Annotated in this window: 22 protein-coding genes; 12 read left to right on the forward strand and 10 right to left on the reverse strand. The window is 64.5% G+C overall.

The window, feature by feature from the left end; genetic code table 11:
• Positions 1–9 precede the first annotated feature (9 nt).
• Positions 10–1,725, reverse strand: a complete 1,716-nt coding sequence (locus tag KI797_RS11785; RefSeq protein ID WP_226169436.1) for a glycoside hydrolase family 36 protein — start codon at positions 1,723–1,725, stop codon at positions 10–12.
• A 130-nt stretch (positions 1,726–1,855) separates the two neighbouring features.
• Here KI797_RS11785 and KI797_RS11790 point away from each other — a divergent pair, with 130 nt between their 5' ends.
• The 3 genes from KI797_RS11790 to cdd all read left to right on the forward strand — a co-directional run bounded on the left by KI797_RS11790 (position 1,856) and on the right by cdd (position 4,022).
• Complete coding sequence (locus tag KI797_RS11790) at positions 1,856–2,215, forward strand: CidA/LrgA family protein (protein ID WP_226169437.1); 360 nt, start codon at positions 1,856–1,858, stop codon at positions 2,213–2,215.
• Positions 2,212–2,898, forward strand: coding sequence for an LrgB family protein (locus KI797_RS11795; RefSeq protein ID WP_226169438.1), 687 nt, complete (start codon positions 2,212–2,214; stop codon positions 2,896–2,898). Before KI797_RS11790 ends, KI797_RS11795 begins: the two co-directional genes overlap by 4 nt.
• Before the next feature lie 242 nt (positions 2,899–3,140).
• Positions 3,141–4,022, forward strand: coding sequence for a cytidine deaminase (gene cdd, locus KI797_RS11800; protein WP_226169440.1), 882 nt, complete (start codon positions 3,141–3,143; stop codon positions 4,020–4,022).
• Between the two features lie 79 nt (positions 4,023–4,101).
• Here cdd and KI797_RS11805 read toward each other — a convergent pair whose 3' ends face one another.
• The 3 genes from KI797_RS11805 to KI797_RS11815 all read right to left on the reverse strand — a co-directional run bounded on the left by KI797_RS11805 (position 4,102) and on the right by KI797_RS11815 (position 7,368).
• Positions 4,102–5,766 (reverse strand): AMP-binding protein, encoded by a 1,665-nt coding sequence (locus KI797_RS11805; RefSeq protein ID WP_042648653.1) that lies wholly within the window; start codon positions 5,764–5,766, stop codon positions 4,102–4,104.
• Between the two features lie 99 nt (positions 5,767–5,865).
• A complete protein-coding gene (locus KI797_RS11810) occupies positions 5,866–6,144 on the reverse strand; it encodes a YfcL family protein (protein ID WP_005332956.1) in 279 nt (92 codons plus the stop codon).
• Positions 6,145–6,252: 108 nt separating this feature from the next.
• Entirely contained in the window at positions 6,253–7,368 is a 1,116-nt protein-coding gene (locus tag KI797_RS11815; RefSeq protein ID WP_226169442.1) for an ATP-NAD kinase family protein, read from the reverse strand.
• Between the two features lie 109 nt (positions 7,369–7,477).
• Between KI797_RS11815 and KI797_RS11820 the strand changes: the two genes are divergently transcribed.
• Positions 7,478–8,200: a TerC family protein gene (locus tag KI797_RS11820; RefSeq protein ID WP_226169445.1), complete on the forward strand. Its 723-nt coding sequence runs from the start codon at positions 7,478–7,480 to the stop codon at positions 8,198–8,200.
• An 83-nt stretch (positions 8,201–8,283) separates the two neighbouring features.
• On the opposite strand, the gene aroG is transcribed toward KI797_RS11820, so the two are convergent.
• From aroG to KI797_RS11845, 5 genes are all read right to left on the reverse strand, one after another.
• Positions 8,284–9,339, reverse strand: a complete 1,056-nt coding sequence (gene aroG / locus KI797_RS11825) for a 3-deoxy-7-phosphoheptulonate synthase AroG (RefSeq protein WP_041205532.1) — start codon at positions 9,337–9,339, stop codon at positions 8,284–8,286.
• Positions 9,340–9,547: 208 nt separating this feature from the next.
• Positions 9,548–10,828 (reverse strand): 3-phosphoshikimate 1-carboxyvinyltransferase, encoded by a 1,281-nt coding sequence (gene aroA / locus KI797_RS11830; RefSeq protein ID WP_226169447.1) that lies wholly within the window; start codon positions 10,826–10,828, stop codon positions 9,548–9,550.
• 173 nt (positions 10,829–11,001) lie between these two features.
• Positions 11,002–12,090 carry a 3-phosphoserine/phosphohydroxythreonine transaminase gene (gene serC / locus KI797_RS11835; protein WP_226169449.1) on the reverse strand — a complete coding sequence of 363 codons (1,089 nt, stop codon included), beginning with the start codon at positions 12,088–12,090 and terminating at the stop codon, positions 11,002–11,004.
• Positions 12,091–12,314: 224 nt separating this feature from the next.
• On the reverse strand, positions 12,315–13,244 hold the full coding sequence (locus KI797_RS11840; protein WP_182785643.1) for an electron transfer flavoprotein subunit alpha/FixB family protein: 930 nt from the start codon (positions 13,242–13,244) through the stop codon (positions 12,315–12,317).
• A 103-nt stretch (positions 13,245–13,347) separates the two neighbouring features.
• Positions 13,348–14,100 carry an electron transfer flavoprotein subunit beta/FixA family protein gene (locus tag KI797_RS11845; RefSeq protein WP_226169450.1) on the reverse strand — a complete coding sequence of 251 codons (753 nt, stop codon included), beginning with the start codon at positions 14,098–14,100 and terminating at the stop codon, positions 13,348–13,350.
• A gap of 126 nt (positions 14,101–14,226) precedes the next feature.
• Here KI797_RS11845 and KI797_RS11850 point away from each other — a divergent pair, with 126 nt between their 5' ends.
• From KI797_RS11850 to KI797_RS11860, 3 genes are all read left to right on the forward strand, one after another.
• Positions 14,227–15,897 carry an electron transfer flavoprotein-ubiquinone oxidoreductase gene (locus KI797_RS11850; protein WP_264160708.1) on the forward strand — a complete coding sequence of 557 codons (1,671 nt, stop codon included), beginning with the start codon at positions 14,227–14,229 and terminating at the stop codon, positions 15,895–15,897.
• Positions 15,898–16,305: 408 nt separating this feature from the next.
• Positions 16,306–17,253, forward strand: coding sequence for a magnesium/cobalt transporter CorA (corA, locus tag KI797_RS11855; protein ID WP_005332981.1), 948 nt, complete (start codon positions 16,306–16,308; stop codon positions 17,251–17,253).
• 131 nt (positions 17,254–17,384) lie between these two features.
• Entirely contained in the window at positions 17,385–17,846 is a 462-nt protein-coding gene (locus tag KI797_RS11860; RefSeq protein ID WP_042648660.1) for a DUF2919 domain-containing protein, read from the forward strand.
• Between the two features lie 18 nt (positions 17,847–17,864).
• On the opposite strand, the gene KI797_RS11865 is transcribed toward KI797_RS11860, so the two are convergent.
• Positions 17,865–18,617, reverse strand: a complete 753-nt coding sequence (locus KI797_RS11865; protein WP_226169452.1) for a hypothetical protein — start codon at positions 18,615–18,617, stop codon at positions 17,865–17,867.
• A 262-nt stretch (positions 18,618–18,879) separates the two neighbouring features.
• Here KI797_RS11865 and KI797_RS11870 point away from each other — a divergent pair, with 262 nt between their 5' ends.
• The 5 genes from KI797_RS11870 (at position 18,880) to KI797_RS11890 (ending at position 25,159) form a co-directional block, all read left to right on the forward strand.
• Positions 18,880–20,115 carry an MFS transporter gene (locus tag KI797_RS11870; protein WP_226169454.1) on the forward strand — a complete coding sequence of 412 codons (1,236 nt, stop codon included), beginning with the start codon at positions 18,880–18,882 and terminating at the stop codon, positions 20,113–20,115.
• Positions 20,116–20,173: 58 nt separating this feature from the next.
• Complete coding sequence (locus KI797_RS11875) at positions 20,174–22,147, forward strand: siderophore amonabactin TonB-dependent receptor (protein WP_226169456.1); 1,974 nt, start codon at positions 20,174–20,176, stop codon at positions 22,145–22,147.
• A gap of 75 nt (positions 22,148–22,222) precedes the next feature.
• Positions 22,223–23,239: an amonabactin ABC transporter permease subunit 2 gene (locus tag KI797_RS11880; RefSeq protein ID WP_042648664.1), complete on the forward strand. Its 1,017-nt coding sequence runs from the start codon at positions 22,223–22,225 to the stop codon at positions 23,237–23,239.
• A gap of 11 nt (positions 23,240–23,250) precedes the next feature.
• Entirely contained in the window at positions 23,251–24,321 is a 1,071-nt protein-coding gene (locus tag KI797_RS11885; protein WP_226169458.1) for an amonabactin ABC transporter permease subunit 1, read from the forward strand.
• Between the two features lie 43 nt (positions 24,322–24,364).
• Positions 24,365–25,159: an amonabactin ABC transporter ATP-binding protein gene (locus KI797_RS11890; protein ID WP_226169460.1), complete on the forward strand. Its 795-nt coding sequence runs from the start codon at positions 24,365–24,367 to the stop codon at positions 25,157–25,159.
• Positions 25,160–25,189: the final 30 nt, after the last annotated feature.

Raw genomic sequence — 25,189 nt, forward strand, 5'->3', positions numbered from 1 at the left:
GTGCAACATTCAGTAGTAGCGGATCACCGCCCCCTGGCCCCCCTCTAGCACCAGCGTCTCTGCCAGGGGGGCCTCACTCCAGAAATCCGTCCCCCCCGCCGGCAGCGCCATCTCTGTGGCTTGCTCGTCCCAGTTGAACAGGCAGAGCAGCTCGCCGCCCCCGGGCAGCGCCACCCGACCACGGCTGAACCCCATGTCATCGAAACGGGCTGCTGGGGTGCGCGCCGCGCACAGGGCCAGCAGCTTGCCAAGGTGCGCCCCCTGCACCTCATCCAGATCCTGCAGCCTGTCCCCCGCCAGCACCATGCCACCGCTCGCCACCAGGGCGGCCAGGTGGAAGTCGTACTCGGCGCGGCTGGCGTGCTGGCCCGGGATATCCCGCAGGCAGACGCAGTCGGGATCCAGCGCCCAGAGCCGGTCGTTTTGCCAGGCGCGGCAGAAGGCTTCCCGCGCTATCTGGCGAAAACGCCGGCCCTGGCGCTCCACGTCATCGCTCACCCGCATGCCGTGCACCAGGCCGAGGCTCGGCCAGATAGGGGCGTTGCAGCCGAGCAGGAAGGCCCCCTCCCCGGCACCGCGCAGGATGGCGGCCATGCCGCGTCTATAGGCCTCCACCCGGGTGGCGGCCGGGTCGTGGAAGCGGCCGCCGTGGATGGCGCCCCAGAAGTTCGCATCGAGCTTGAAGTAGTGAATGCCCCACTGCTCGCGCAGGGTGCGAAACACCTGCTCGAGGTGGGCCTGCACCTCGGGATGGGTGCCGTCCAGCACATACCAGGGGGTGCAGCGCCAGCCGCCGTAGGTGACCCGCTCCGAGGGCAGCGGCAGGCCATCTTCCCCCTTCACGAACCACTCCGGGTGCTGCTGGAACACTTGCGAGCCGGGCTCGGCGATAAAGGGGGCGACCCAGAGTGCGGGTTCGCAGCCGGCGGCGCGGATCTCCCCGGCCAGGGTTGCCACCCCCTGCTCGAACTTGGGGGAAGGGGTGAGCCAGTCCCCCATCTTCGCCTGATAGCCGTCGTCTATCTGCACGTAGCGCAGGGCCGGGAAGCGCATCGCCCGCACCGCCAGGTTCTCGCGAATGTCGGCGGCGCTCACGTCCGCATAGTAGTGATACCAGGAGCACCAGCCACTCGGGCGTGCGGGCACCTCGTTCACCAGCGACGGGTGTTCGGCCTCGATATAGTCCGCCAGCGACCCCAGCAGGGCCTCCCTGTCCGGCCCCTCCAGGCAGATCAGCGCCTCGCTCTGCCAGTGCTGGCCGGGGGCCAGGGTGCGCCCTTCGGCGTTCATCACTATCTCGAGGCGCCTGTCCGGGTAGAGGCGAAACTCCCCGCCAAAGCGCTGACAGCTCGCGAACGCCAGCAACAGCCAGCCCCCCTCGCAGGCCACCAGCAGCAGGTTGTGCACGGTGTGATAGCCGTCGTCGTCCGTGATGCGATAGACGCTGGCGTCGGGGCAGCGGCCCACCGGCTCGGGGGCCTGCCAGCTGCCCATGGTCTGGGCCAGCATCTGGAACCCCTCTCCGTAGATGGCCGCGTCGGGAGCAAGACCGAGATCCCCCTCAAACAGCCGCCAGTGGCGAACGGCCTCGGGGCTGGACCCCCTGTTGTCCAGCCTCACCCGGCACAGGGGGCCGTCCCACTGGCGGGTTTGCAGCAGGTGGGGAGGCAGGGCGGGATCGGCGGGCAGCTGGCGCAACCTGGTCAGAAAAGAGGGGGAAGACATGGGATCTCCTGCGTGTGATGGGAAAAACGCGAGTGGCCATTGTATCCCCTGCGGGTCAGTTGACCCTGTTCCATCCCCCCCGTGCCTGTTAAACTGCGACCTCGCTCACAGTTGCCAAGATGAGGCCCCCGTGTTGTTGCAACGCGCCTTGCGCTACCTTCGTGATTTTCTGGTCATCATCGCCTGCCTGCTGGCAGGCAAGGCCCTGGCGGCCCTGCTGCCCTTCACCTTCCCCGGCAGCATCCTCGGCATGCTGCTGCTGTTCGTGCTGCTCTCCCTGCAGCTCATCCGCTTCTCCTGGGTCGAGCAGGGGGGCGGCCTGCTGCTACGCCACATGGGGGTGCTGTTCGTGCCGGTCGCCGTCGGCCTCGTGGCCTGGCTCGAGCCCCTGCGCCAGTCGTTTGGCCTCATCATGCTCTGCGTCGTGCTCGGCATAGTGCTGATCCTCGCCACCGTCGGCCATCTCTATCAGAGGATGAACAGACAATGATGTTCTGGTTTGCCCTGCCCCTGACCCTGGCACTCTATTTCATGACCCGGTCCCTCTACCGCCGCCTACCCTGGCCCGTCATCAACCCGGTGCTGATCCCCACCGCCGTCATCATAGGTCTGCTGCTCTGGCTGGATCTGCCGCTGGATCAGTACCAGCACGGTACCGCCCCCATCACCGCCTTGCTGGAGCCCGCCGTGGTAGCGCTGGCGCTGCCCCTCTACCAACAGGCCCGCCAGATCCGGGACAAGCTCAAGCCCATCGTCATCTGCACCCTCACCTCGGTGCTCATCTCGGTCTGTACCACCTTGGTGGTGGGCCACCTGATGGGGGCGGATCCGGCGCTGCTGGCCTCCATCGCCACCAAGTCCATCACCACCCCGCTCGCCATGAGCGTCAGCCAGTCCCTCGGCGGCATTCCCGCCATCGCCGCCGCCGTGGTGGTGGTGGTGGGGATACTGGGGGCCCTGGTAGGCTATCCCCTGCTCAGGCTGATGCGAGTGACCGACCCCGAGGCCCAGGGGCTCGCCATGGGGGCCTGTGCCCACGCCATTGGCACCGCCGCCTCCGCCGAGCAGGGAGTCACCCAGGGGGCCTTCTCGTCGCTGGCCATGGTGGTATGCGGCGTGCTGACCGCCGCCGCCGCCCCCCTGCTGTTTGCCCTCTATCACTGGCTGACCTGATCCCCACAGCGCCCAGCCATAGCCGCCCCTGACGGTTATGGCTGGGGCGCGATCTTGGCGTCCAACCATACTCAGGCAGCCCTGCTACGCCTCCCGTGCTGCGAGCAAGCGCACAGATTGCGAAAGACAAACGTTTCCTTTACCATCCCCGCCCCTTTGCCCATCAAGGCGTGAGCGCGCTCACACATTTAGCCGCGCTTGCTCCCTACAATGGCCCCCCAATTGGCCTTTGAGGACACAGTATGCATCCCCGCTTTGCCAAGCCATTCGAGACCCTTTCCGCCCCGCTCCAGGCTGCCTTGCTGCCCATGCTGGGGGACGATTTCCAGGCCCGTTTTACCCCTGAGCAAGTGGCGACCCTGAAAGCCGCCACCGGGCTCGACGATCGGGCCCTGCGCCTGGCCCTGCTGCCGCTGGCGGCCGCCTGCTCGGTCGCCCCCATCTCCAGGTTCTTCGTCGGCGCCATCGCCTGCGGCCTGAGCGGCAGCTGGTATTTTGGCGCCAACATGGAGTTTGCGGGCCAGGGGCTGTTCCACTCGGTGCACGCCGAGCAGTCCGCCATCTCCAACGCCTGGCTGGGCGGCGAGACCGGGATCAGCGAGATCACCGTCAACTACACTCCGTGCGGTCACTGCCGCCAGTTCATGAACGAGCTGAGCACCGCCAAGACCCTGAAGGTCTCCCTGCCGGATGACTTGAGCGAGCTGCAGTCCTTCCTGCCTCACTCCTTCGGCCCCGCCGATCTCGACATCACCGATGCCCTGATGAGCCCCCAGGCCCACGACGAGCTGGTGCTCGAGAGCGACGACCCCCTGTGGCAGGCCGCGCTGGCCGCCGCCCGCCAGAGCTATGCTCCCTACAGTCAGGGCTATGCCGCTGTGGCACTGCAATTTGCCGATGGCCGCATCTTCTGTGGCCGCTACGCCGAGAACGCCGCCTTCAACCCAAGCCTTCCCCCGATGCAGATGGCCTGCGCCCATGCGGTGCTGGGTGGCGAGGATCTCGCCTCGGTGCGCCGCGCCGTGCTGCTGGAGAGCAAGGATGGCCAGATCAGCCAGCGGGATTCAGCCCAGTCAACCCTCAAAGCGCTGGGGCGGGTGGAGCTGGAGTACCAGGCGGTCTGAACTACCGTTGCCTGCAATGACGAAGGGGAGCCACTGGCTCCCCTCTTTGCATTTGTGTTCAAGACTCCGCTCGCCCTTGTCAGGACTCCCAGATGATACGCTGGACACCGGACCAGCGCTCCCCGATGTCTGCGTATTTCTGCTCCAGCAGATGGCGGCGGATCTTCATGGTGGGGGTCAGCACCCCGTTCTCGATGTTCCAGGGGCTCTTGACCACCAGGATGCCACGCAGGCGGGCATGGGACTCGAGTTGGCCGTTGACCCGGGTCAGGGCAGCCTCCAGCTGGGCGTCGACCCCGGCCTTGTCCCCCTTCATGGCACTCTCGGCCAATTGCACCAGGGCAACCGGCTGCGGCATGCCATAACCAATGACGCACAACTGCTCTATGATGGGTTCCTGCCCCAAGAGCCCCTCGATGGGCACCGGCGCCACGTACTTGCCCTTGGCGGTCTTGAACACGTCCTTCATGCGCCCTGTGATGGTGAGGTAGCCCTCCCGGTCCAGCTTGCCCATGTCACCGGTGTGCAGCCAGCCGTCGGCGTCGATGGCCTCCGCGCTGTGCTCGGGATCCTTGTAGTAGCCCAGCATCATGCCGTCGCAGCGGCAGAGGATCTCTCCCTCCTCGGAGATCTTGATGGTCACCCCGGGCCCGGCCTTGCCGACGGTCCCGATCTTGTCCGCCCGGAAGGGGTAGTTGAGGGTGGAGTAGGCGTGGTTCTCGGTCATGCCCCAGGCCTCGGTGATCTCGATGCCGATGCTGTGATACCACTCGAGCAGTGCCGGGGCCACCGGGGCCGAGCCACAGCCCAGTACCCGCGCCTGATCCAGCCCCAACCCCTTCTGCAACTTGCTTTTAACCAGACCGGAGATGAGCGGGATCTTGAGCAGCAGCGCCAGCTTTTTCTGGGGCAGCTTCTCGTGGATCTTGATACGGAACATGGCCCACAGCCGCGGCACCGAGATGAAAACGGTAGGCCGGCAGCGCTTGACGTCCTCGATGAAGGTATCGAGGGACTCGGGGAAGGCGATGGTGGCGCCGCTGAACAGGCTGCCGCCGTAGATGTAGACTCGCTCCGTGATGTGGGCGAGCGGCAGGTAGGAGAAGCCGCGATCTGCCGCCGTCAGGGAGACCGCCTCCACCAGCTTCTCGCAGGACCAGGCGTAGCGCTCCACGCTCAGCATGGCGCCCTTGGGCTTGCCGGTACTGCCTGAGGTGTAGACCAGACTCAGCAGGGCGTCCGGCGCCTGCACCGGGCTGTCCGGGATGGGGTCATGGGCATCGAGCAGCGCATCCCACTGGTGGGCAGCCGGCATGGTGTCGTACGGCAGGGCGATGCGCAACAGATCGGCGGGCACCCCCGCCTCCTGGCTCTTCCAGTCGTCCAGCTTGCCAACGAAGATCGCCTTGGCCTCGCTGTGGCGCAGCACGTATTCGATGGTATCGACGTTGGCGGTCGGGTAGATGGGCACGCTCACGTACTGCCCCATCTGCATGGCCAGATCGGCGATGAACCACTCTGCGCAGTTCTTGGAAAGCAGCGCCACCTTGTCACCGGCAACCAGTCCCAAGGCACGCAGTGCCGTCACCATGCGCCGCGCCTCGTCGGCGACCTCACCCCAGGTGAAGTCGACGTATTCGCGGTGGATGGTCTGGCGAAGATAGATCCGGTCGGGACACTGCCGCTCCCAGTGATAGAGCATCTCGAGCGGCAGTTTGGTGGCAATGCGTGAGGAGGAGGCCATAGTTTAATCCCTGAAACAAAAGGCGAGCCTCATTATTAACCTTTTGATAACACTCAGGGAAGCAGATTACTTAAACTTCTGTTTGAATTGCGAAAGGGCTCAAGCTTCCGCCTGCTGCTGCAGACGCTTCCACATCTCCTGCACCAGCACCTCGTCCTGCTCGGAGAGCTCCCCCTGCAAGATGGCCTCGTTCAGGCTGCGTAGCACATAGCTCTTTACGTCCCGCACTAGCGTCTTGCCCTCCAGCTCGGCGCGCGCCACCGCCAGCGAGATATGACCCCGCAGGTAGCCGCCCGCAAACAGCTCGTCCTCGCTGGCCGTGGCGACCATGGCGTCGATCAGTCCCAACAACTTGTGTTCAAAATCGTGAATCGTCATTTAACGCAGCCTCATTTCCGGGATTGCCGGCAAAAAATTCGGGGGAGTGGAACCGCGATCCGGTTGATCGCGGCTCTCTGGCGCCAGGCCAGCCGCATCCTTGATGTCCTATTCCGGGTTGGCCACCGGGTAGATGACCTGATCCTTGTATCCGGTGGTTATACGCAGATAACCACTCAACGACCGGTTCAGTGCCGGATCGTCGGTATCCACCAGCAGCGGACGGCCCTCGAGCGCCGCCAGCTTGGACTTGGTGGCGAGCACCTGGATATGGTCTCGCCCGACGGCCCGGATCACCTCTGGACTCAATTGCTGATTTCCGCGCCCGAACAGATGTCCCTGGCCACCGATCAGGGTGATGATCAGGCGGCAGCGACGGCCGCGGATCCGGGTCAGGATCTCGGCGGCGGAGAGATCCTGCCCGATAAGTTGGCCATTTTCCACCAGATCCACACCGAGCAAGGTATTTTCGAGACCCAGCTCGGCCATGCAGGCGGCCACCGTGCTCCCCGACCCCATCAGATAGAGAGTATCGGGCTCCATCTGCTCCACCACACCGGCGGCGAGATCGGCGAGCACCAGCTCCTCGGACTCCTTGCCGCCCTGCTTGACCGCCTGGACGTAGCGCAGATCCCCGGGCACCAGCAGCTGGCCGTAGTGGCGGGCGCGCACCTTGCCCGCCCGAAACGCCTCCTCATCAATGTCCATCACCTCCGCATCCACCAGACTCAGGAGCTCGCCCGCTATCATCCGCGCCGCCACCCGGCCGCTCGCCGCCGGGGTCACGCCGTAGACCCCGGAGTGGATCTTGCACCCCGCCGGGATGCCGAGCACATGGCAGGACTCCCCCACCGCCGCGCAGATGTCACGGGCGGTGCCGTCGCCACCGGCGAACAGCAGCAGATCCACCCCCGCTTCCCGCAGAGCCAAGGCGGCTGCCCGGGTGTCCTCGGCGCACGTCTGGGCCCCGGCTGGCTGGTAGACGATGCTATGAGGCAGCCCCAGCTCGGCGGCAAGCCGCTCCCCCATCTCCCCGGCCACCGTCAGCAGCTCGAACGGCGTGGACAGCTCGCACAGGGGCAAGAGGGCCTGGCGGGCCCGCTCCCGGGCCTTGGGGGTGGCACCGCGTGCCAGCGCCTCGGCCACCATGCCGTCGCTGCCCTTGAGACCGACGGCACCGCCGATGCCGGCGATGGGGTTGATGATGAGCCCTAATCGAAACATGTTTTCCTCCCGTTGGATGGCTGCCATTTTTATCTTTTCCCGCCACTGGGACAAGCCATAACCCCCTGCTAGAATGCGCTGCTTCAAATTTTTCAACCAAGGTTCAATCATGCTGGAATGGATTGCTGACCCCTCAGCCTGGGTAGCGCTCGCCACCCTGACCCTGCTCGAGATCGTGCTGGGCATCGACAACATCATCTTTATCTCCATCCTGGTGGGGCGTCTGCCGGAGGCTCAGCGCCAGAAGGCGCGGATCCTGGGGCTGGGGCTTGCCATGGGCACCCGCATCCTGCTGCTGCTCTCCTTGGCCTGGGTGATGCGTCTCACCGAACCGCTGTTCAGCGTGCTGAATGAAGCCATCTCCGGCCGGGATCTGATCCTGCTGGTGGGGGGCCTGTTCCTCATCGCCAAGAGCACCCACGAGATCCACCAGAGCCTGGAGGGCGCCGCCGAGGAGCCAGGGACAGTGAGCAAGACCGTCGGCTTCATGTCGACACTGGTGCAGATCGCCATCCTCGACATCATCTTCAGCTTGGACTCCGTCATCACAGCGGTCGGCATGGCGGATCACGTGCCCGTCATGGTACTGGCCATCGTCATCGCCGTCGGCGTCATGATGTTTGCCGCCAAGGCCATCGGTGACTTCGTCGACACCCACCCCACCATCAAGATGCTGGCCCTCTCCTTCCTGATCCTGGTCGGGGTCGCCCTGATGGCCGAGGGGTTGGACTTGCACATTCCGAAGGGTTACATCTACTTCGCCATGGCCTTCTCGCTGGTGGTGGAGATGATCAACATCCGCCTGCGCGGTCATCAGGAGCGGGCCAAGTAGGCCCTCTCTTTCTGAGCCAACAAAAAGCGCGACCCTGGGGTCGCGCTTTTTTATTGCCGTGAGCGGGCATCCCCGCCCTTGCCTCAGAGGGCGTTTCGGGTGGCCACGGCGTCCGCCAGATTGCGCAGCAGCACCTCGGTATCGGCCCAGCCGATGCAGGCATCCGTGATGCTCTGGCCGAAGGTGAGCTCACACCCTTCCACCAGATCCTGACGACCTTCCACCAGGTGGCTCTCCACCATGACACCGAACACCGCCTTGCTGCCGGCACGCAGCTGACCGGCGACGTCCTCGGCCACCAACATCTGGTTCTTGAACTGCTTGCTGCTGTTGGCATGGCTGAAATCGATCATCACCTTCTGGGGCAGACCGGCCTTGTCCAGCCCCTTCACCACCTCATCCACGTGGGCGGCGCTGTAGTTCGGCTCGCGGCCGCCGCGCAATATGATGTGACAATCCGGGTTGCCGGCGGTCGAGACGATGGCGGAGTGACCGTACTTGGTCACCGACAGGAAGTGGTGCGGGGCGCTGGCGGCGCCGATGGCATCGATGGCCACCTTGATGGTGCCGTCGGTACCGTTCTTGAAGCCCACCGGGCAGGAGAGGCCGGAGGCCAGCTCGCGGTGCACCTGGGATTCGGTGGTACGGGCACCGATGGCGCCCCAGCTCATCAGATCCGCCACGTATTGCGGGGTGATCATGTCGAGGAACTCGGAGGCGGTCGGCAGCCCCATGTCGTTGAGATCCAGCAAGAGCTTGCGACCCAGGCGCAGGCCGTCGTTGATCTGGCAGCTGTTGTCGAGGTAGGGATCGTTGATCAGCCCCTTCCAGCCGACCGTGGTGCGCGGCTTCTCGAAGTAGACCCGCATCACGATCTCCAGCTGGCCCTTGAGCTCGTCGCGCAAAGTCTTGAGGCGCTTGCCGTATTCCAGGGCGGCGACCGGATCGTGGATGGAGCAGGGACCTATCACCACCAGCAGGCGCTGATCGTCACCGGCCAGGATGTTGTGGATGGCCTGACGGGATTCAAAGACGGTATTTGATGCAGTCTCGGTCGCCGGAAACTTCTCAAGCACCGCAACCGGGGGCAATAACTCTTTGATTTCACTGATACGAACGTCGTCGGTTTGATGCTGCATGACCAAGTTTCCTGCTAAATGACTGCGATGAAGAAACTTCAATCTAGCCCGCGACCGGGACGGTGTAAATAGAAAATTACATTCTTTGGAAAGGAATTTTATTACCACACCTTGCAAGTTTGGATAATGCTGCTAAGGGGCGTTGACAAACCGGGAAGAAGATGGGAGGCAGAAACGAACGGGCCCGCACAAGGCGGGCCCGACGGGCTCAGGCCTGGCTGATGCTGGCCAGCTTGGCGAAGTAGTCCGGGAAGGTCTTGGAGGTACAACCCGGATCATTGATGGTGACCGCGGTATCGGACAGCGCCACCAGGGAGAAGCACATGGCGATGCGGTGATCGTTGTAGGTATCGATCTCGGCGTGCTTGAGCTGCTCCGGCGGCGTCACTGTAATGAAGTCGTGCCCCTCCTCCACCTCCACGCCCAGCTTGCGCAGCTCGGTCGCCATGGCATGCAGACGGTCGGTCTCCTTCACGCGCCAGTTGTAGATGTTGCGAATGGCGGTCGGTCCCTTAGCAAACAGCGCCGCGACGGCGATGGTCATGGCCGCATCCGGGATGTGGTTCATGTCCATGTCGACGCCGTGCAGGGGAGCCTGCTCGGCCTCGATGAAGTCGTCACCCCAGGTGATGCGGGCGCCCATCTTCTCCAGCACGTCGGCGAAGTGGATGTCCCCCTGGATGCTGTGCTTGCCGATGCCGGTGACCCGCACCTTGCCCTTGATGGCGCCCGCCGCGAGGAAGTAGGAGGCACTGGAGGCGTCCCCTTCCACCAGGAAGTCGCCGGGGCTGACATAGGTCTGGTTGCCCTTGATGTAGAACACCTTGTAGTCGTCGTGCTCGATGACCACCCCGAACTGCTTCATGATGTGCAGGGTGATGTCGATGTAGGGCTTGGAGACCAGCTCCCCCTTGATGTGGATGCGGGTGTCGCCGGCCGCCATGGGGGCCGCCATCAAAAACGCCGTCAGGAACTGGCTGGAGACGGAGCCGTCGACGTGCACGTCGCCGCCCCAGAGACCCTTGGCATCCACCACCAGGGGCGGATAGCCATCTTTTTTCAGGTACTGGATATGGGCACCCGCTTCGCGCAGGGCATCCACCAGATGACCGATGGGGCGCTCTTCCATGCGCGGCTCGCCCCCCAGCATGTATTCACCGGAGCCCAGACAGAGCGCCGCACAGAGCGGGCGCATGGCGGTGCCGGCATTGCCGAGGAAGAGGTTGACCGGCGCCGATACCGCAAAACTGCGACCCAGGCCATGCACGGTGCACTCCGTCTTGTCGGCGGAGAGCTTGTACTTGACCCCGAGCTGGGTCAGCGCCGCCAGCATGTGGCGGATGTCATCGCTGTCGAGCAGGTTGGTGAGCCGGGTGGTGCCCCGTGCCAGGGCTGCCAGCAGCAGGGCACGGTTAGAGACACTTTTGGAGCCAGGCAGATTGACCACCCCGGCCACGCTAGAAATGGGTTCCAAACGCAACGAATTCATAGACTTCCCGTACGATCTCAAGTAAATCACCTGACCGGACGTTAACAGCCCGCGCCCCGCGCGGCAAGACCGTCTGTGGCACAAAACCGGGGCAACGAGGCTGGCGGTCAGGATCTTCTGGAAAAACAGACGCCGGGGAGCCCCCGGCGTCATTGCTATTGGGGGAACACGCCTCAGCCGTGACGCTTGGCAAAGCCATCCATGAAGCTGACCAGCGCCTTGACCCCTTCCAGCGGCATGGCGTTGTAGAGGCTGGCGCGCATGCCGCCGACGATGCGGTGCCCCTTGAGCGCCAGCAGACCGGCGGCTTCCGACTCGGCCAGGAACTGCTTGTCCAGGGCCTCGTCTTTCAACTGGAACGGCACGTTCATGCGGGAGCGGCAGGCCGCGTCCACCTTGTTGCCGTAGAAGCTGGAGTCGTCGAGGTAGCCGTAGAGGAAATCGGCCTTCGCCTTGTTGCGCGCCTCCATCGCCTCGAGCCCACCCTGCTCTTTCAGCCACTCGAACACCAGGCCGGCCAGATACCAAGCGTAGGTGGGCGGGGTGTTGAACATGGAGTCGTTCTTGGCGGTGAGCTGGTAGTCGAAGATCGAGGGCACGTCGGCTCTCGCCTGGTTCAGCAGGTCGTCCCGCACGATGGCGATGGCCAGGCCCGATGGGCCTATGTTCTTCTGGGCACCGGCGTAGAGGATGCCGAAGCGGCTCACGTCGATGGGACGGGAGAGGATGGTGGAGGAGAGATCCGCCACCAGGGGGACATCGCCGGTGGCCGGGATGTCGAACATCTCGATGCCATCTATGGTTTCGTTCGGGCAGTAGTGGACATAGGCCGCGTCGGCACGAAACGCCGGGGTCGGCAACAGGTGGCTTATCCCCTGCTCGTTCTTGGCGACCCCGTGGAAGGTCTGGATGTCCCCGTATTTCTGGGCCTCATCCACGGCGCTCTGGGCCCAGACGCCGGTCACCAGGTAATCCGCCTTCTTGTTGGCGCCACCCAGCAGGTTCATGGGCACGGCAGAGAACTGGCCGCGACCGCCGCCGTGCATGAACAACACCTTGTAGTTGTCCGGTACCGCCAGCAGATCCCGCAGATCGGCTTCGGCCTTCTCGGCGACCGCCATATAGGGCTTGCCGCGATGGGACAGCTCCATGACCGAGGCTCCCAGCCCCTGGAAATTACAAAATTCGCGCTGGGCGCGCTCCATGACTTCAACCGGCAACATGGCGGGGCCGGCGCAGAAGTTGTAAATCTGTTTGCTCATGACGCTTTCCGTGAGTGGATGAGAGTGATCGATGACTCGAACGTTTTTACACGACAGGCCCCCGTGGGGGCAAAGGCTTTTTGGGATCCAGCGCAACCTTTTGCCCCCATGGCCGACGCCCCCGCCATGGAAAAAGCCCTGAACGGGCCAGGGCTTGCAGCGAACATGCATGGAAACGGGGGCGAGACAGCACAGACGGCTTTCTGCGCCCCTTTTTGGCACATTTACAGCTTGGCGGTGAGCTCCGGCAGCAGGGTGAAGAGATCCCCCACCAGGCCGTAATCCGCCACCTGGAAGATGGGGGCTTCCGAGTCCTTGTTGATGGCGACGATCACCTTGGACTCCTTCATCCCCGCCAGGTGTTGAATGGCCCCCGAGATGCCGATGGCGATGTAGAGCTCCGGGGCCACTATCTTGCCGGTCTGGCCCACCTGCAGATCGTTGGCCACAAAGCCTGCGTCCACCGCGGCCCGCGAGGCACCCACAGCCCCGCCGAGCTTGTCGGCCAGCGCCTCGATGAGGGCAAACTGCGCCTTGGAGCCGAGCGCCCGCCCGCCCGAGACCACCACCCGCGCCGCGCCAAGCTCGGGCCGTGCGGATCGCACCGCGCGCCGCTCGATGAGCCGGGTCCGGCACGCCAGCTCGGGGACGGGAAGGTGCTCTACCCTGGCCTCAGCCCCCCCGCTCTCGGCGCCTGGGAAGGCCGATGCCCGTATGCTGAGCACCTTGACGGGCGCCGTGCTCGCCACCCTGGCAATGGCGTTGCCCGCATAGAGGGGGCGCAGGAAGGTATCGGGCCCCTCTATGCCCGTCACCTCGGAGATCATCTCCACCCCCAGCCTGGCCGCCACCCGCGGCAGCAGATCCTTGCCGTGACTGCTCGCCGCCATCAGGCAGTGCTGATAGTCCCGCACCACGGGGGCCAGCAGTCGATCGAGCCCGTCATTGAGCCCTTCCGCCAACATGGGGTGCTCGGCCAGCAGCACCCGGTTGACCCCCTGCAAGGAGGCCGCCTGCTCGCCCGCCTCCGCCAGACCCTGACCCAGCAGCAGCAGGTGAACCTCGGCGCCCAGCTGAGTCGCCGCCGTGACCAGACGGGCGGCGCTGTCCGCCAGCTGGCCCTGATGATGTTCGGCAATGATGAGTACGCTCATGGCAGCACCTTGATGTCGTCCGTTGATGTTCCTGTCCGTTCGCCAACGCGCTCGCTGGCGGCAACCAGTTGGCCCGCGGGATAGGCCGTGCCCCTCAATACGCTCATGGGATCACCTTGGCTTCGTGCTTGAGCCTGTCCAGCAGCTCGTCCACCGAGCCCACCCTGACGCCGGCGCGCCGGGGGGCAGGTGCCATCACCCCGAGCAACCGAGTCTGACCGGCCGGCTCGACGCCGAGGTCGGCAAAGGACGCGCTCTCGAGCGGCTTGCGCTTGGCCTTCATGATGTTGGGCAGCGAGGCAAAACGCGGTTCGTTGAGGCGCAGATCCACGGTCACCACCGCCGGCAGCGGCATGCCAAGGGTCTCGAGGCCGCCGTCAATCTCGCGGGTCACCTGCAACTCTCCCTCCACCAGCCTGACGGCGGAGGCGAAGGTGGCGAGCGGCCAGTCGCACAGGGCCGAGAGCATCTGACCCACCTGGTTGTTGTCAGAGTCGATGGACTGCTTGCCGAGCAGCACCAGGCTGGGCTGCTCCTGCTCGCACACCTGTTGCAGGGCGCGGGCCACGGTGAGTGGGGTCAAAGTCTCATCGGTAACATAGTGCAGCGCCCGATCCGCCCCCAGCGCCAGGGCGTGACGCAGCTGTTCGGCCGCGGCCTCCGGGCCAAAGGTCACCACCACCAGCTCGCTCGCCACCCCGGCTTCGCGCAGCCTGACCCCCTCCTCCACCGCGATTTCACAAAACGGGTTCATGCCCATCTTCACATTGGCGAGCTCCACATCGGAGCCATCGCTCTTGACCCGGATCCTGACGTTGTAATCAACGACCCGTTTGACTGCGACCAGCAGCTTCATGGCGGTCATCCCTCGTATCGGTTGAGTGAATCCATTTTGCACTCTCACACTTTTATGCTGACAAAATGGTTTACGTTTACGTAAACTACCAGCACTACCCTAGGCCAAGTCGAGCGCAGAGGCAAGATGGAACGCGAAGCAATGGAATTTGATGTCGTCATCGTCGGTGGCGGCCCGGCTGGCCTCAGTGCCGCCATCGCATTGAAGCAGCAGGCCCCGGATCTCTCGGTCTGCCTGCTGGAAAAGGGGGCGGAAGTGGGCGCCCATCTGCTCTCCGGCGCCCTGCTCGATCCCGTCGCCCTCAAGGAGCTGTTGCCGGATCGCTGGCAAGAGGCGCCGCTCGGCGTCCCGGTCACGGATGATCAGGTCCATCTGCTGCAAAGCGACAACCGCGCCCTGCAACTGCCCAACTGGGCGGTGCCACCGCGCATGCACAACGACGGCTGCCACATCATCAGCCTCGGCAACCTCTGCCGCTGGCTCGCCCGGGAGGCCGAGGCGCTCGGGGTCGAGATCTACCCCGGCTTCGCGGCGAGCGAACTCATCGTGGAAGCGAACAGGATAAGAGGGGTGGTGACCGGCGATCTGGGTCTCGACAAAGCGGGCAATCCCAAGGCGGATCACGTGCCCGGTATGGCACTGTATGGCCGCTACACCCTGTTTGCCGAGGGGGCCCGCGGCCACCTCGGCAAACAGTTGATCGCCCTGTTCACGCTGGAAAACGCCGCCCAACCGCAACACCAACCTCAGCACTATGCCATCGGCTTCAAGGAGCTGTGGCAGGTGCCGGCTGGCCAGTCTCATCCCGGCCGGGTGCTGCACGGCAGCGGCTGGCCGCTCGGTGAGCAGCGGGGCAGCAAGAGTCAGGGGGGGTTTTATCTCTATCATCTGGCAGAGGATCAGGTGGCGGTCGGCCTCATCGTCGATCTCAACTACCAGAATCCCTGGCTCAGTCCGTTCGACGAGTTCCAGCGCCTCAAGCACCATCCGCTCATCGCCCAGACCCTGCAGGGGGGCGAGCGCATCAGTTACGGCGCCAGGGCCATCACCAAGGGGGGCTGGCACTCCCTGCCCCGCATGCATTTCCCCGGCGGCCTGCTCATCGGCTGCGATGCGGGCACCCTGGATTTCTCACGCATCAAGGGCATTCACACCGCCATGAAGTCCGGCATGCTGGCGGCCGGCACAGTCGCCATGAGCCTGCGCGGCGGCGATGAGGGGGGTCGGGATCTGGCCGAGTATCAGGACGCGCTGCAACAGAGCTGGCTGGCGCAGGAGCTGCAAACCGCCCGCAACTTCGGCGCGGCGTTGCACCGCTTCGGTCCCTGGCTTGGCGGCGCCTTCAACTGGCTGGAGCAACGGCTGTTCCCCCGCGCCTCTCCTTTTACCCTGCTGGACAAGGAGCCGGACTATCGCCAACTGCGCCGGGCCAGCCGCTGCCAGCCCATCGACTACCCCAAGCCGGACGGGCGGCTCAGCTTTGACAAGCTCTCTTCGGTGTACCTGGCCAACACCAGCCACGACGAGGATCAGCCCTGCCACCTCAAGTTGCAGGACGAGCGCATCCCGGTGACGGTCAACCTGCCCACCTGGGCGGAGCCCGCCCAGCGCTACTGTCCGGCCGGCGTCTTTGAGATAATAGAGGCCGAGACCCCGGAGGCGGAGAGTCAGCCTCGCTTGCAGATCAACGCGGCGAACTGCATTCACTGCAAGACCTGTGACATCAAGGATCCCAGCCAGAACATCGTCTGGACCCCGCCTCAGGGAGGCTCGGGGCCGAACTATCCAAATATGTGAGATAGGCAAACCGGCTGGTGACATCAAGGATGCTCAGCCCCAGAACATCGCCTGGGCACCGCCTCAAGGAGGCTCGGGGCCGAACTATCCCAATATGTGACCGCTGCGATTCAGGCTGGGGCTTGACCTCAAGAGGTTCACCCGAACAAGCACCCATGCCCTGGCTATCCCACCCAGGTCATGGGGATGTGAACAGCTGCTCCGACCTCGCCGTTTTTTTGAGCGAACAGGCTGAACCCCCGATGAATAGCCCCTGACAAGCGGGGCCCGCCCCTGTATAGTTCGCCGCATTCAGGTTGTCCATCGGCCTCGTTATGCTATTTCATGGAATCGCTTTCTGTGCGATCTAAGGCCGCATGAACCTGTGCAACCATCCCTGATTACCCATGACTTCTTAAGGGGGGACAGATGATCACCGCCTATATTCTCAACAACAAGGTGCTGGACATAGTCACGCTCGGGCCGGACGACATCGTCCCCGACAACACCGTCTGGCTGGATGCCTACAAGCCGGATACGGCGGAACGAGAATGGTTGACGGGCCTGTTCCTGGAGGAGGTGCCGGACAAGGAAGAGCTGGACGACATCGAGGCGTCCGCCCGTTTCTACTGGGACACAGATGGTCTGCACATCCACTCCCTGTTCCCCCAGCGTATCGGCCGCGACACCAAGGGTGTCCACGTCTCCTTTACCCTGCGCAACAACCTGCTGATCAGCATTCGCGAGGATGATATCGGCCTGGTGCGCCTGCTGCGCCACTACATGCGCCAAGACAGGCTGGAGGTGGAGAATGCCCTCGACATCCTGTTGGAGGTGCAGAACCTCAAGGTGGAGTACCTCTCGGATCTTATCGAAGACGGCTACAAGACCCTGGAGAACACCGCCGATCAGATCTTCGAACCGGATCAGATCAACTCCATGCTCAAGGAGCTGATGGCCCAGGAAGAGGCCAACGGCCAGATCCGTCTCTCCCTGCACGATACCCGCCGTGCCCTGCGCTTCCTCAAACGCAGCCTGCGCCAGCGCATGACGGGGGAGCAGAACAAGTGGATCGACGAGATGCTGCACGACGTGGAGTCCCTCTTGCCCCACACCCAGTTCCTGTTCGACAAGATCAACTTCCAGCTGGAGGCCTCCATGGGGGTGACCAATCTGGAGCAGAACAAGGTGATCAAGATCTTCTCGGTGGCCGCGGTGATCTTCCTGCCGCCGACGCTTATCGCCAGCATCTACGGCATGAACTTCGGCCGCATGCCGGAGCTCGCCTGGGAGTACGGCTATCAGATGTCGCTGGTGCTGATGGTGATGTCGTCGCTCGGCACCGGCCTCTTCTTCAAGCGCAAGGGCTGGCTGTAACCTCTTCCGGCGTCAGACAAGCTGCACAGAGATTGGGGGGCATGGCCCCCCGATTAATTCCCCCGCCTTGCAAAGGGCCGCCCCCCGCCCCATATCCCCTGCATCAATAGTTCAACCCCGGAACGGGCCTTATGACCCTCTACCCCGAACATCGCTATGACGATCATGGCCAGCTGCGCCCGCCGCTCTGGTTTTGGCCCATCGCCCTCTTGCTGACCCGCTCGGTCTGGCTGTTTCTGATGGCCGGCGTCACTCGGGAGAGCGGCAGCGCCATCCTGACCCTCTTCTACCCGGACAAGATGAGCCTCTATCTCGGCCTGCTGACGGATGTGCCCGCCATGCTGGCGCTGCTGGCCTGCGGCGGCACCTATCAGCAGACCCAAAGCATTCGTGCCAGACTCAGGCGCCACAGCCGGGGCCTGTTGCTCTGCTCCACCGCGAGCGGTCTGGTGATGCAGCTGCACAGCCTCAATCTGCAGGCGTGGTCGTTCAGCTGGCCCACCGCCCTGGTGCTGGTCGCCAGCCTCTGGGCGCTCTGGTATCTGCTCAAGAGCCGTCAGTTACGGGACTACACCCGGGATCAACCCCATTAATGACCACCCTCGTCCGCCTCATTGACGCATGACCCGGATCTGCAGGGTCTGGCGCTCGCTGCCGCTCGCCACCCCGAGCTGTGACGGATTGGATAGCGCAGCCCCCTGACCCTCCTGACTGGTGGAGAGCTCCCCCACCGTCAGCCACTGACCCGGGGCGCCGCTCACCTCGGTGGCGCTCTGCCCGGTCTTGATGTCGCCCCGCTCAAGCCTGGCCTGCTCGCTACTGAGCGCAATCTGCACCCTGTCCCCGATCAGGGTGGCGGTGGCGTAGAGGCCGTTCATCAGCGGCATCATGCCCACCACCCGGCCTCCCTGCCAGCGATAGAAGGTGACCGGCTGATAGGAGCCCATCTGCAGCAGCACGGGCCGCCCCGAGAGGCCGCGCACCTGCCAGTTGTCCTGCTGGGTGCGCTGGTAATCCTCGGCCCCCCCCTCCACCAGCCAACGCCGTTTGGCGTTGTCATTGCCGATGCCGATTCCCGCCTGCCGGCTGCTGGACGCCCCCGCTACCCGCCACTCGATGAGCAGGCTCTGGGGCGGCTGGTTGAGCTGATCCAGGGTGGCCTGAGCCTCCTGCAACTGGGCAGGAGTCCCGCTCAGTACCAGCTGGTTACCCATGGCACTCACCCCTAGCCCCGGGTATATCTCCTTCAGGGTTCGCACCATCCCCTCTGCCTCAAACACCGGGATGACTTTCACCTCGGCCCGCAGGGGCAAGGCCCAGAGTCCACAGCACCCGAGCACCCAATACCATCGCCAACTTCTCATCGTCGCCTCCACATCAGTTTCTTTCCCACCGCCTCTCTTGCATCACCTTGCCATCATGGGCCATGGCGCCCCGATTGCAATGGCAAGGGGCAGCCTGCCTGACCTATGAAAGGGGCGTGGAGGCCCCCATCCGGCGAATTTTCGAGCCCAAATAAAAGACTCATTGAGGGACCACTCAATACAAATAAAAATGGTTATCATTTGTTGTCACAGCAATATCCCTCGGATACAATTCGGACTCATTTTTTCGAGTCAGCCTCTGATGAAGCCAGAACCTGTCGTCTCTTCCCCTGCTGCCATCCATCTGGCCCTGCTGATCAACATGCTCTCCATGGGCAGCATGATGATGGTGATGCCGCTCGGGCCCGATTTGGTGACCAGCCTCGGCATGGCCCCGGAGCAGACAGGTTACTTCAGCGGCGGCGCCACCCTGGGAGCCGCCCTGACGGGGCTCCTTGCTGCCCCCTGGCTCGATCGGGTCAATCGCAAACCCGCCCTGCTGGTGCTGCTCACCTTGCGTTTTCTGCTGCTGATGGCCTGTGCCCTGGTGCAAGACAGCCAGCAACTGCTGCCGCTCTTCATCCTGTCCGGCTGCGTGGCCGGGCCCCTTGCCGCCATTCTGATGGCCTCCGTGCTGGATCTGGTGCCACCAAGCGATCGCGGACGCCGCCTCGCCTACGTGGGCATGGCATTCTCCCTGGCCGCCATCCTGGTGGTGCCCGTCGCCCTGGTGCTGGCCCAGTGGCTCGGCTGGCAGAGCCCCTTCCTGCTGTTTGGCGCCAGCGGTCTGCTGCTGGCGCTGATCTGCGCCCGCCTGCTGCCCTCGCTACCGGTCAGCCGCGCCCCGCAGGGCCAGGGGCTGCGCCAGTTGCTGGGATCGCCGCTCTGTCAGGGGGCCCTGTGCATCCTCTGTCTGCAGATGTTCGGCCACTTCCTGCTGATCCCGCACTTTGCAAACTACTTCCAGTTCAATCTCGGTTTCCCGCGCCAGCAGATCGCCGCCCTCTATCTGTGCGGCGGCCTCGCCAGCATGGCCACCATGCGCCTGTGCGGCGGCTGGATAGACCAGGGCCGCGCCCAGGGCGCCATCTTGCTCACCAGCCTGTTGCTGGCCCTGGTCACCCTGCTCGGCTTCGCCCTGCCGGTCGGCCTGCCCGTCTACCTGCTGTTCACCCTCTTCATGGCCCTGAGCTCGGCCCGCGCCAGCACCACCCTTGCGGTCACCGCCGCCATTCCGGCCCCCCATCAGCGCGCCGCCTTCATGTCCTTCCAGGGCACGGTCACCAATGTGGCGGCCGGGGTCGGCAGTTTGCTCTCCGCCAGATACCTGGTCTCCGACGAGGGAGGCGCATTGCACGGTTTCGCCGCCCTGGCCTGGATCAACATCGGCTGCGGCCTGTTGGCCTGCACCGGCGTCTGGTTCCTCATCCGGGGACTGAAGAGCACAAGAGATAACAATAATCCTGCCTCTGGTACTGCCAGACAAGGAAGTCAGTGAGCATTTGGGCACACCGCGCCCTACCCCATAACCTCTGTTTATTCATGGAGTTTTGACAATGCAGTTGCAGCATGGCGTATTTCGTTTGAACCCGATTTTGCTCTCCCTCGGCCTGCTGGCCGTACCGGGCCTGGCCCAGGCAGAGTCGGTCAAGGCCAACGAGACCATGGTGGTCACCGCCACCCAGACCAAGCACACCGAGCTGTCCGCCCCGGCCAGCGTCTCGGTGGTGACCCGTGCCGATCTGGACAAGATGAACGTCAACAACATCGGCGATGCCCTCAAGCACGTGCCGGGCGTCAACATCGTCTCCACCAACCCCACCGGCCGCAACGAGATCAAGATCCGCGGCATGGGGGGTGACTACACCCTGCTGCTGATCAACGGCAAGCGGGTCAACGCCCGCGAGACTCTGGGCAGCGCCTACGGCAACGACTTCGACCTGAGCTCCATCCCCATGGCCGCCATCGAGCGCATCGAGGTGATCCGTGGTCCCGTCTCCTCCCTGTACGGGGCCGATGCCCTGGGGGGCGTGGTCAACGTGATCCTGCGCCAGGCCAAGGAGAAGACAGAGGCTGCCGTCGGTTACACCCACAGCATGCCCACCAAGGGGGAAGGCGGCGATGCCAACCAAGGCAGTGCCTACGTTTCCGGCGCCCTCATCGACAACAAGCTGCTGGGCAGCGTGGTGGTGGAAGGCTATCAGCGCGACAACTGGAAGAGCGATCAGTCCAACAACCCGGACGCCGATGCTCTGGAGAAGCGCGAAGTGGTCAACGTGCTGACCAGCCTGAAGTGGCTGGTGGCGGACAACCAGGACATCGACTTCGATCTGGGTTACAACCAGAACGACATGGACAGCTACTTCAACAACGTGCCCCGCGCCCCGACCGCACCGGCCACCCCCCACAACGTGCAGAACCTGGATCGCCTGAGCCTGGGGCTGACCCACAACGGCCGTTGGGAGCACTTCGACAGCCGCGCTCGTTACTACTTCGAGCAGATTGATCTGATGGATGACTCCCAGCTCAATGGCGGCGCCGCCGACATCACCCAGACCAACAACACGGTGGACGGTCAGGTCAGCGGTTACCTGGGTGATCACCTGCTCACCTCAGGCGCCGAGCTGCGCAAGACCGAGCTGGAGCACAGCCGCAACATCGCCAATGGCAGCGTGGATGCGACCCAGAGCGCCGTCTACCTGCAAGACGAGTTCGGCTTCGGCGATCTGGCCCTGACCCTCTCCGGTCGTCTGGATCACCACGAGACCTATGGCACCGAGTTCAGCCCGCGCGCCTACGCCCTCTACACCCTGACCGACGAGTGGGTGATCAAGGGGGGCGCCGGCAAGGCGTTCAAGGCCCCGACCCTGGCCCAGTCCAGCGAAGGCTTCTCCACCACCGCCTGCCGCGGCGCCTGCCAGGTCATCGGCAACCCGAACCTGAAGCCGGAAACCGCCGTCAGCTACGAGCTGGGCACCGCCTACGAGGCCGCACGCTTCGGCGCCGGAGTGACCGGCTTCCACAACGAGATCGAGGATCTGATCCAGAGCGATCAGTGGGGCCCGGGCTACCGTCCGACCGTCATGACCTACCTCAACGTCAAGGAGGCCCGTATCAAGGGTCTGGAGCTGACCGGCTGGGTCGACGTGCTGGACAACGTCAAGCTGACCGGCAACTTCACCCTGCTGGACTCCGAGGACAGGAGCACAGGGGATGATCTGGCCAAGACCCCGGATCACACCGGCAACCTCGGCCTGGACTGGCAGGCGAGCGAGCTCGTCAGCGCCAACCTGGCCTGGCAATATGTCGGCAGCCAGGTGATCAAGGTGCCGGCCCGCAACTCCCAGGCGTTCACCTCCAAGCACTACCAGACCCTGGACGTGAACACCAACTGGACCGTCACCCCGGCGCTGGACTTCAAGCTCGGCATCACCAACCTCACCAACACCCAGCGTGACGAGGTGGCCACCGACACCGACTTCATCCTGGAAGGACGCACCGTCTACGCCGGTGTCGATTACAAGCTGTAAGCTCTCCCTGTGGGAGCCCCGAGATCGGGGCTCCCTTTTTGCGTTTCTACTGCCCCGTATCAAAGGAGTTGTTGCGTGCTCAGATACCAAGCACAGCTGTTCTGGCTCGGAGTGCTGCTCCTCTTACTGCTGATTTCTCTGTCACTGGCCACAGGTGCCGGTGTCTATGGTGGCCGCGAGGTCGCCGGTTTCCTGATGGGCGATCCCGCCTTCCTGGCCGATGAAAAACTCGCCATGATAGTCAATACCCTGCGCCTGCCCCGCACCCTGGCGGCCCTGGTGGTGGGGGTCTGTCTCGCGCTCGCCGCCTCCATGCTGCAGAGCGCCACCCGCAACCCCCTGGCCGAGCCCGGCCTGCTCGGGGTCAACGCCGGCGCCGTGTTCGCCCTGGTGATAGGGCTGACCTATTTCGGCGTCGAATCCGCCTACGGTTACCTGCTCTGGTCCGGCATGGGGGCCCTGCTTGGCAACCTCATCGTGCTCGGCCTCGGCCTCATGGTGGGGCGCTCCAACCCCCTCAAGCTCATCCTGGTGGGGGTCGCCCTCTCCGCCACCTTCGGCGGCCTCTCCAACTTCCTGCTGCTCTCCAACCGGGTGGTGCTGGAGCAGTTCCGCTTCTGGAACCTAGGATCCCTTGCCGCCTCCAGCCTGGAGTCCGTGCTGACGGTCACCCCCTTCGCGCTGGCCGCCCTGCTGCTGACCCTGGCGCTCTGCCGCCAGCTCACCCTGATGCAGATGGGGGACAACCAGGCCCAGGCCCTCGGCATCCGGCCGACCCGGGTGCGCATCGGCGTGCTGCTGGCCGCCACCCTGTTCACCGCCTGCGCCATCGCCATCGCCGGGCCCATCGGCTTCGTCGGCTTCCTGGCCGCCTACTGCGCCCGCCTGGTGGAGCCGGTGCGCCTCGCCATCCAGGTGCGCTTCTCCGCCCTGTTCGGGGTGCTGTTCCTGCTCGGTGCCGACATACTGGCGCGCTGGCTGCTGCAGCCGTTCGAGCTGCCCAACGGCGTCATTCTGGCGCTGATCGGCGCCCCCGTGCTCATCCTGGTGGTGCGCAGCGGCGGCTTCCGCTCCCTGCTGGCCGTCAAATAAGGTGCCCTCCCATGAATGACAACCTGACGTGCTCCCTGCCCGAGACCCCAGTCCCCACCGGCACCCTGCGCCTGCGCCTCGGCCGCCGCACCCTGCTGCTGGAGCGCCGCGCCTGGCTCGTCACCCTGGCGCTGGTGCTTGCCCTCATCCTGCTCTCCCTGCTGGCCCTGACCCTGGGCTCCGGCAAGCTCACCATGATGGGGGTGATCCAGACACTGCTTGGGGAGGGGAGCCGGCTCAGCGAGGTGACGGTGTTCAAGATCAGGCTGCCGCGCATCCTGGCGGTGCTGGTGGCGGGGGCCGCCATGGGCCTCTCCGGCTGCCTGGTGCAGACCCTGGTCCGCAACCGCCTCGCCACCCCGGACATGATAGGGGTCAACGAGGGGGCCTCCTTGGCCATCATCATCTTCTCCCTCTACCTGACCCTCGGCAGCTGGCCCTGGTGGGCCGCCCCCTTTGGCGCCCTGTTTGCCGCCGCCGTGCTCTATGCCCTGTGCAACAAGCCGGGGGAGCAAGGCTATCTGTTCGTGGTGATCGGCATCGGCGTCTCCGAGCTGATGAACGCCATCGGCCAGTTCGCCATGTCCACCCAGTCCCTGGTGCACCTCACCAGCCTTTATCTCTGGAACATGGGCAACTTCGTCGGCCAGGGCTACGGCACAGTGCTGCCGGTGGGGATACTGATCCTGCTGGTCTGCCCCTGGGTCGTCTATCTCTCCCGCGCCCTCGGCGTGCTGCGCCTCGGGCCCGTCACCGCCCGAACCCTGGGAGTGAACGTGAACCGGGTACAGCTCGGGGTGCTGGCCCAGGCCATCATAGTTGCGGCCCTTGGCACCGCCATCGGCGGTCCTGTGGTCTTCATCGCCATGGCGGCCCCCATACTCGCCTCCTGGCTCAGCCGGAATCGCATCGTGCCGCTCTGGATTGCCGCCCTGTGCGGCGCCCTGCTGCTGCTCGCCAGCGACACCCTGGTGCGGGTGCTGGCCAGCCCCCACGAGGTGGCCACCGGCATCATGACCCGCATTCTCGGCGGCCTGCTGCTGCTGTTCATCCTGATCAAAGACAGACAACGGGCGGACTGACCATGCCATTCATCCATTTCCAAGACAGACCGAGGGCCGCCTGATGACGCTCACCGTGAATCGACTCCAGTTCGGCTACCCGCATAAGAGCATCTTCGAGGAGATCTCCTTCACCCTGCCTCAGGGCAAGCTGGTGGGCATAGTCGGCCCCAACGGGGGCGGCAAGTCCACCCTGCTCAAACTGCTGGCGGGCCAGGAGCAGCCCCAGAGCGGGGAGATACTGCTCAAGGACAAGCCGCTGGCCAGCTACGGCATGAAAGCCCTGGCCCGGGAGCTCGCCTACCTACCCCAGCGCCCCCTGATGCCGCCCGGCATCCGGGTCGAGCAGCTGGTGCAATACGGCCGCCATCCCCATCAGGGCTGGTTCAACCAGTGGAGCGAGGAGGACGCCCGCATGGTGGGCTGGGCCAGGGAGCGGATGCAGCTCGATGCCATCTGGCAGCAGAGCGCCAGCTCGCTGTCCGGTGGTCAGGCCCAGCGGGTCTGGCTCGCCATGGTGCTGGCCCAGGATGCGGATCTCATCTTGCTGGACGAGCCCACCAGCGCCCTGGACATAGGCCACCAGACCGAGGTGATGGAGGCCATCCACAGAGTCGCCGCCGAGGGCAAGACGGTGCTCATCGTGATCCACGATCTCGCCACCGCCGCCCGCTACTGCGACGAGCTGATTGCCCTGGGGGATGGCGGCATCCAGGCCATGGGCGCGGCCCGGGAGGTGGTGACCAAGTCCCTCATCGATCGGCTCTACCAGACCGACGTGGACATACTGCACGCCCCCGGCGACGGTGCCCCCGTCATAGTGCCCCGTCGGCGCGTCGACCATGCACAGTCGGCCTGAGCCGGATAGCAAGAAACCGCCTGATGGCGG

This window comes from Aeromonas media, assembly GCF_020423125.1.
In the GTDB taxonomy this organism is placed as follows: Bacteria; Pseudomonadota; Gammaproteobacteria; order Enterobacterales; family Aeromonadaceae; genus Aeromonas; species Aeromonas media.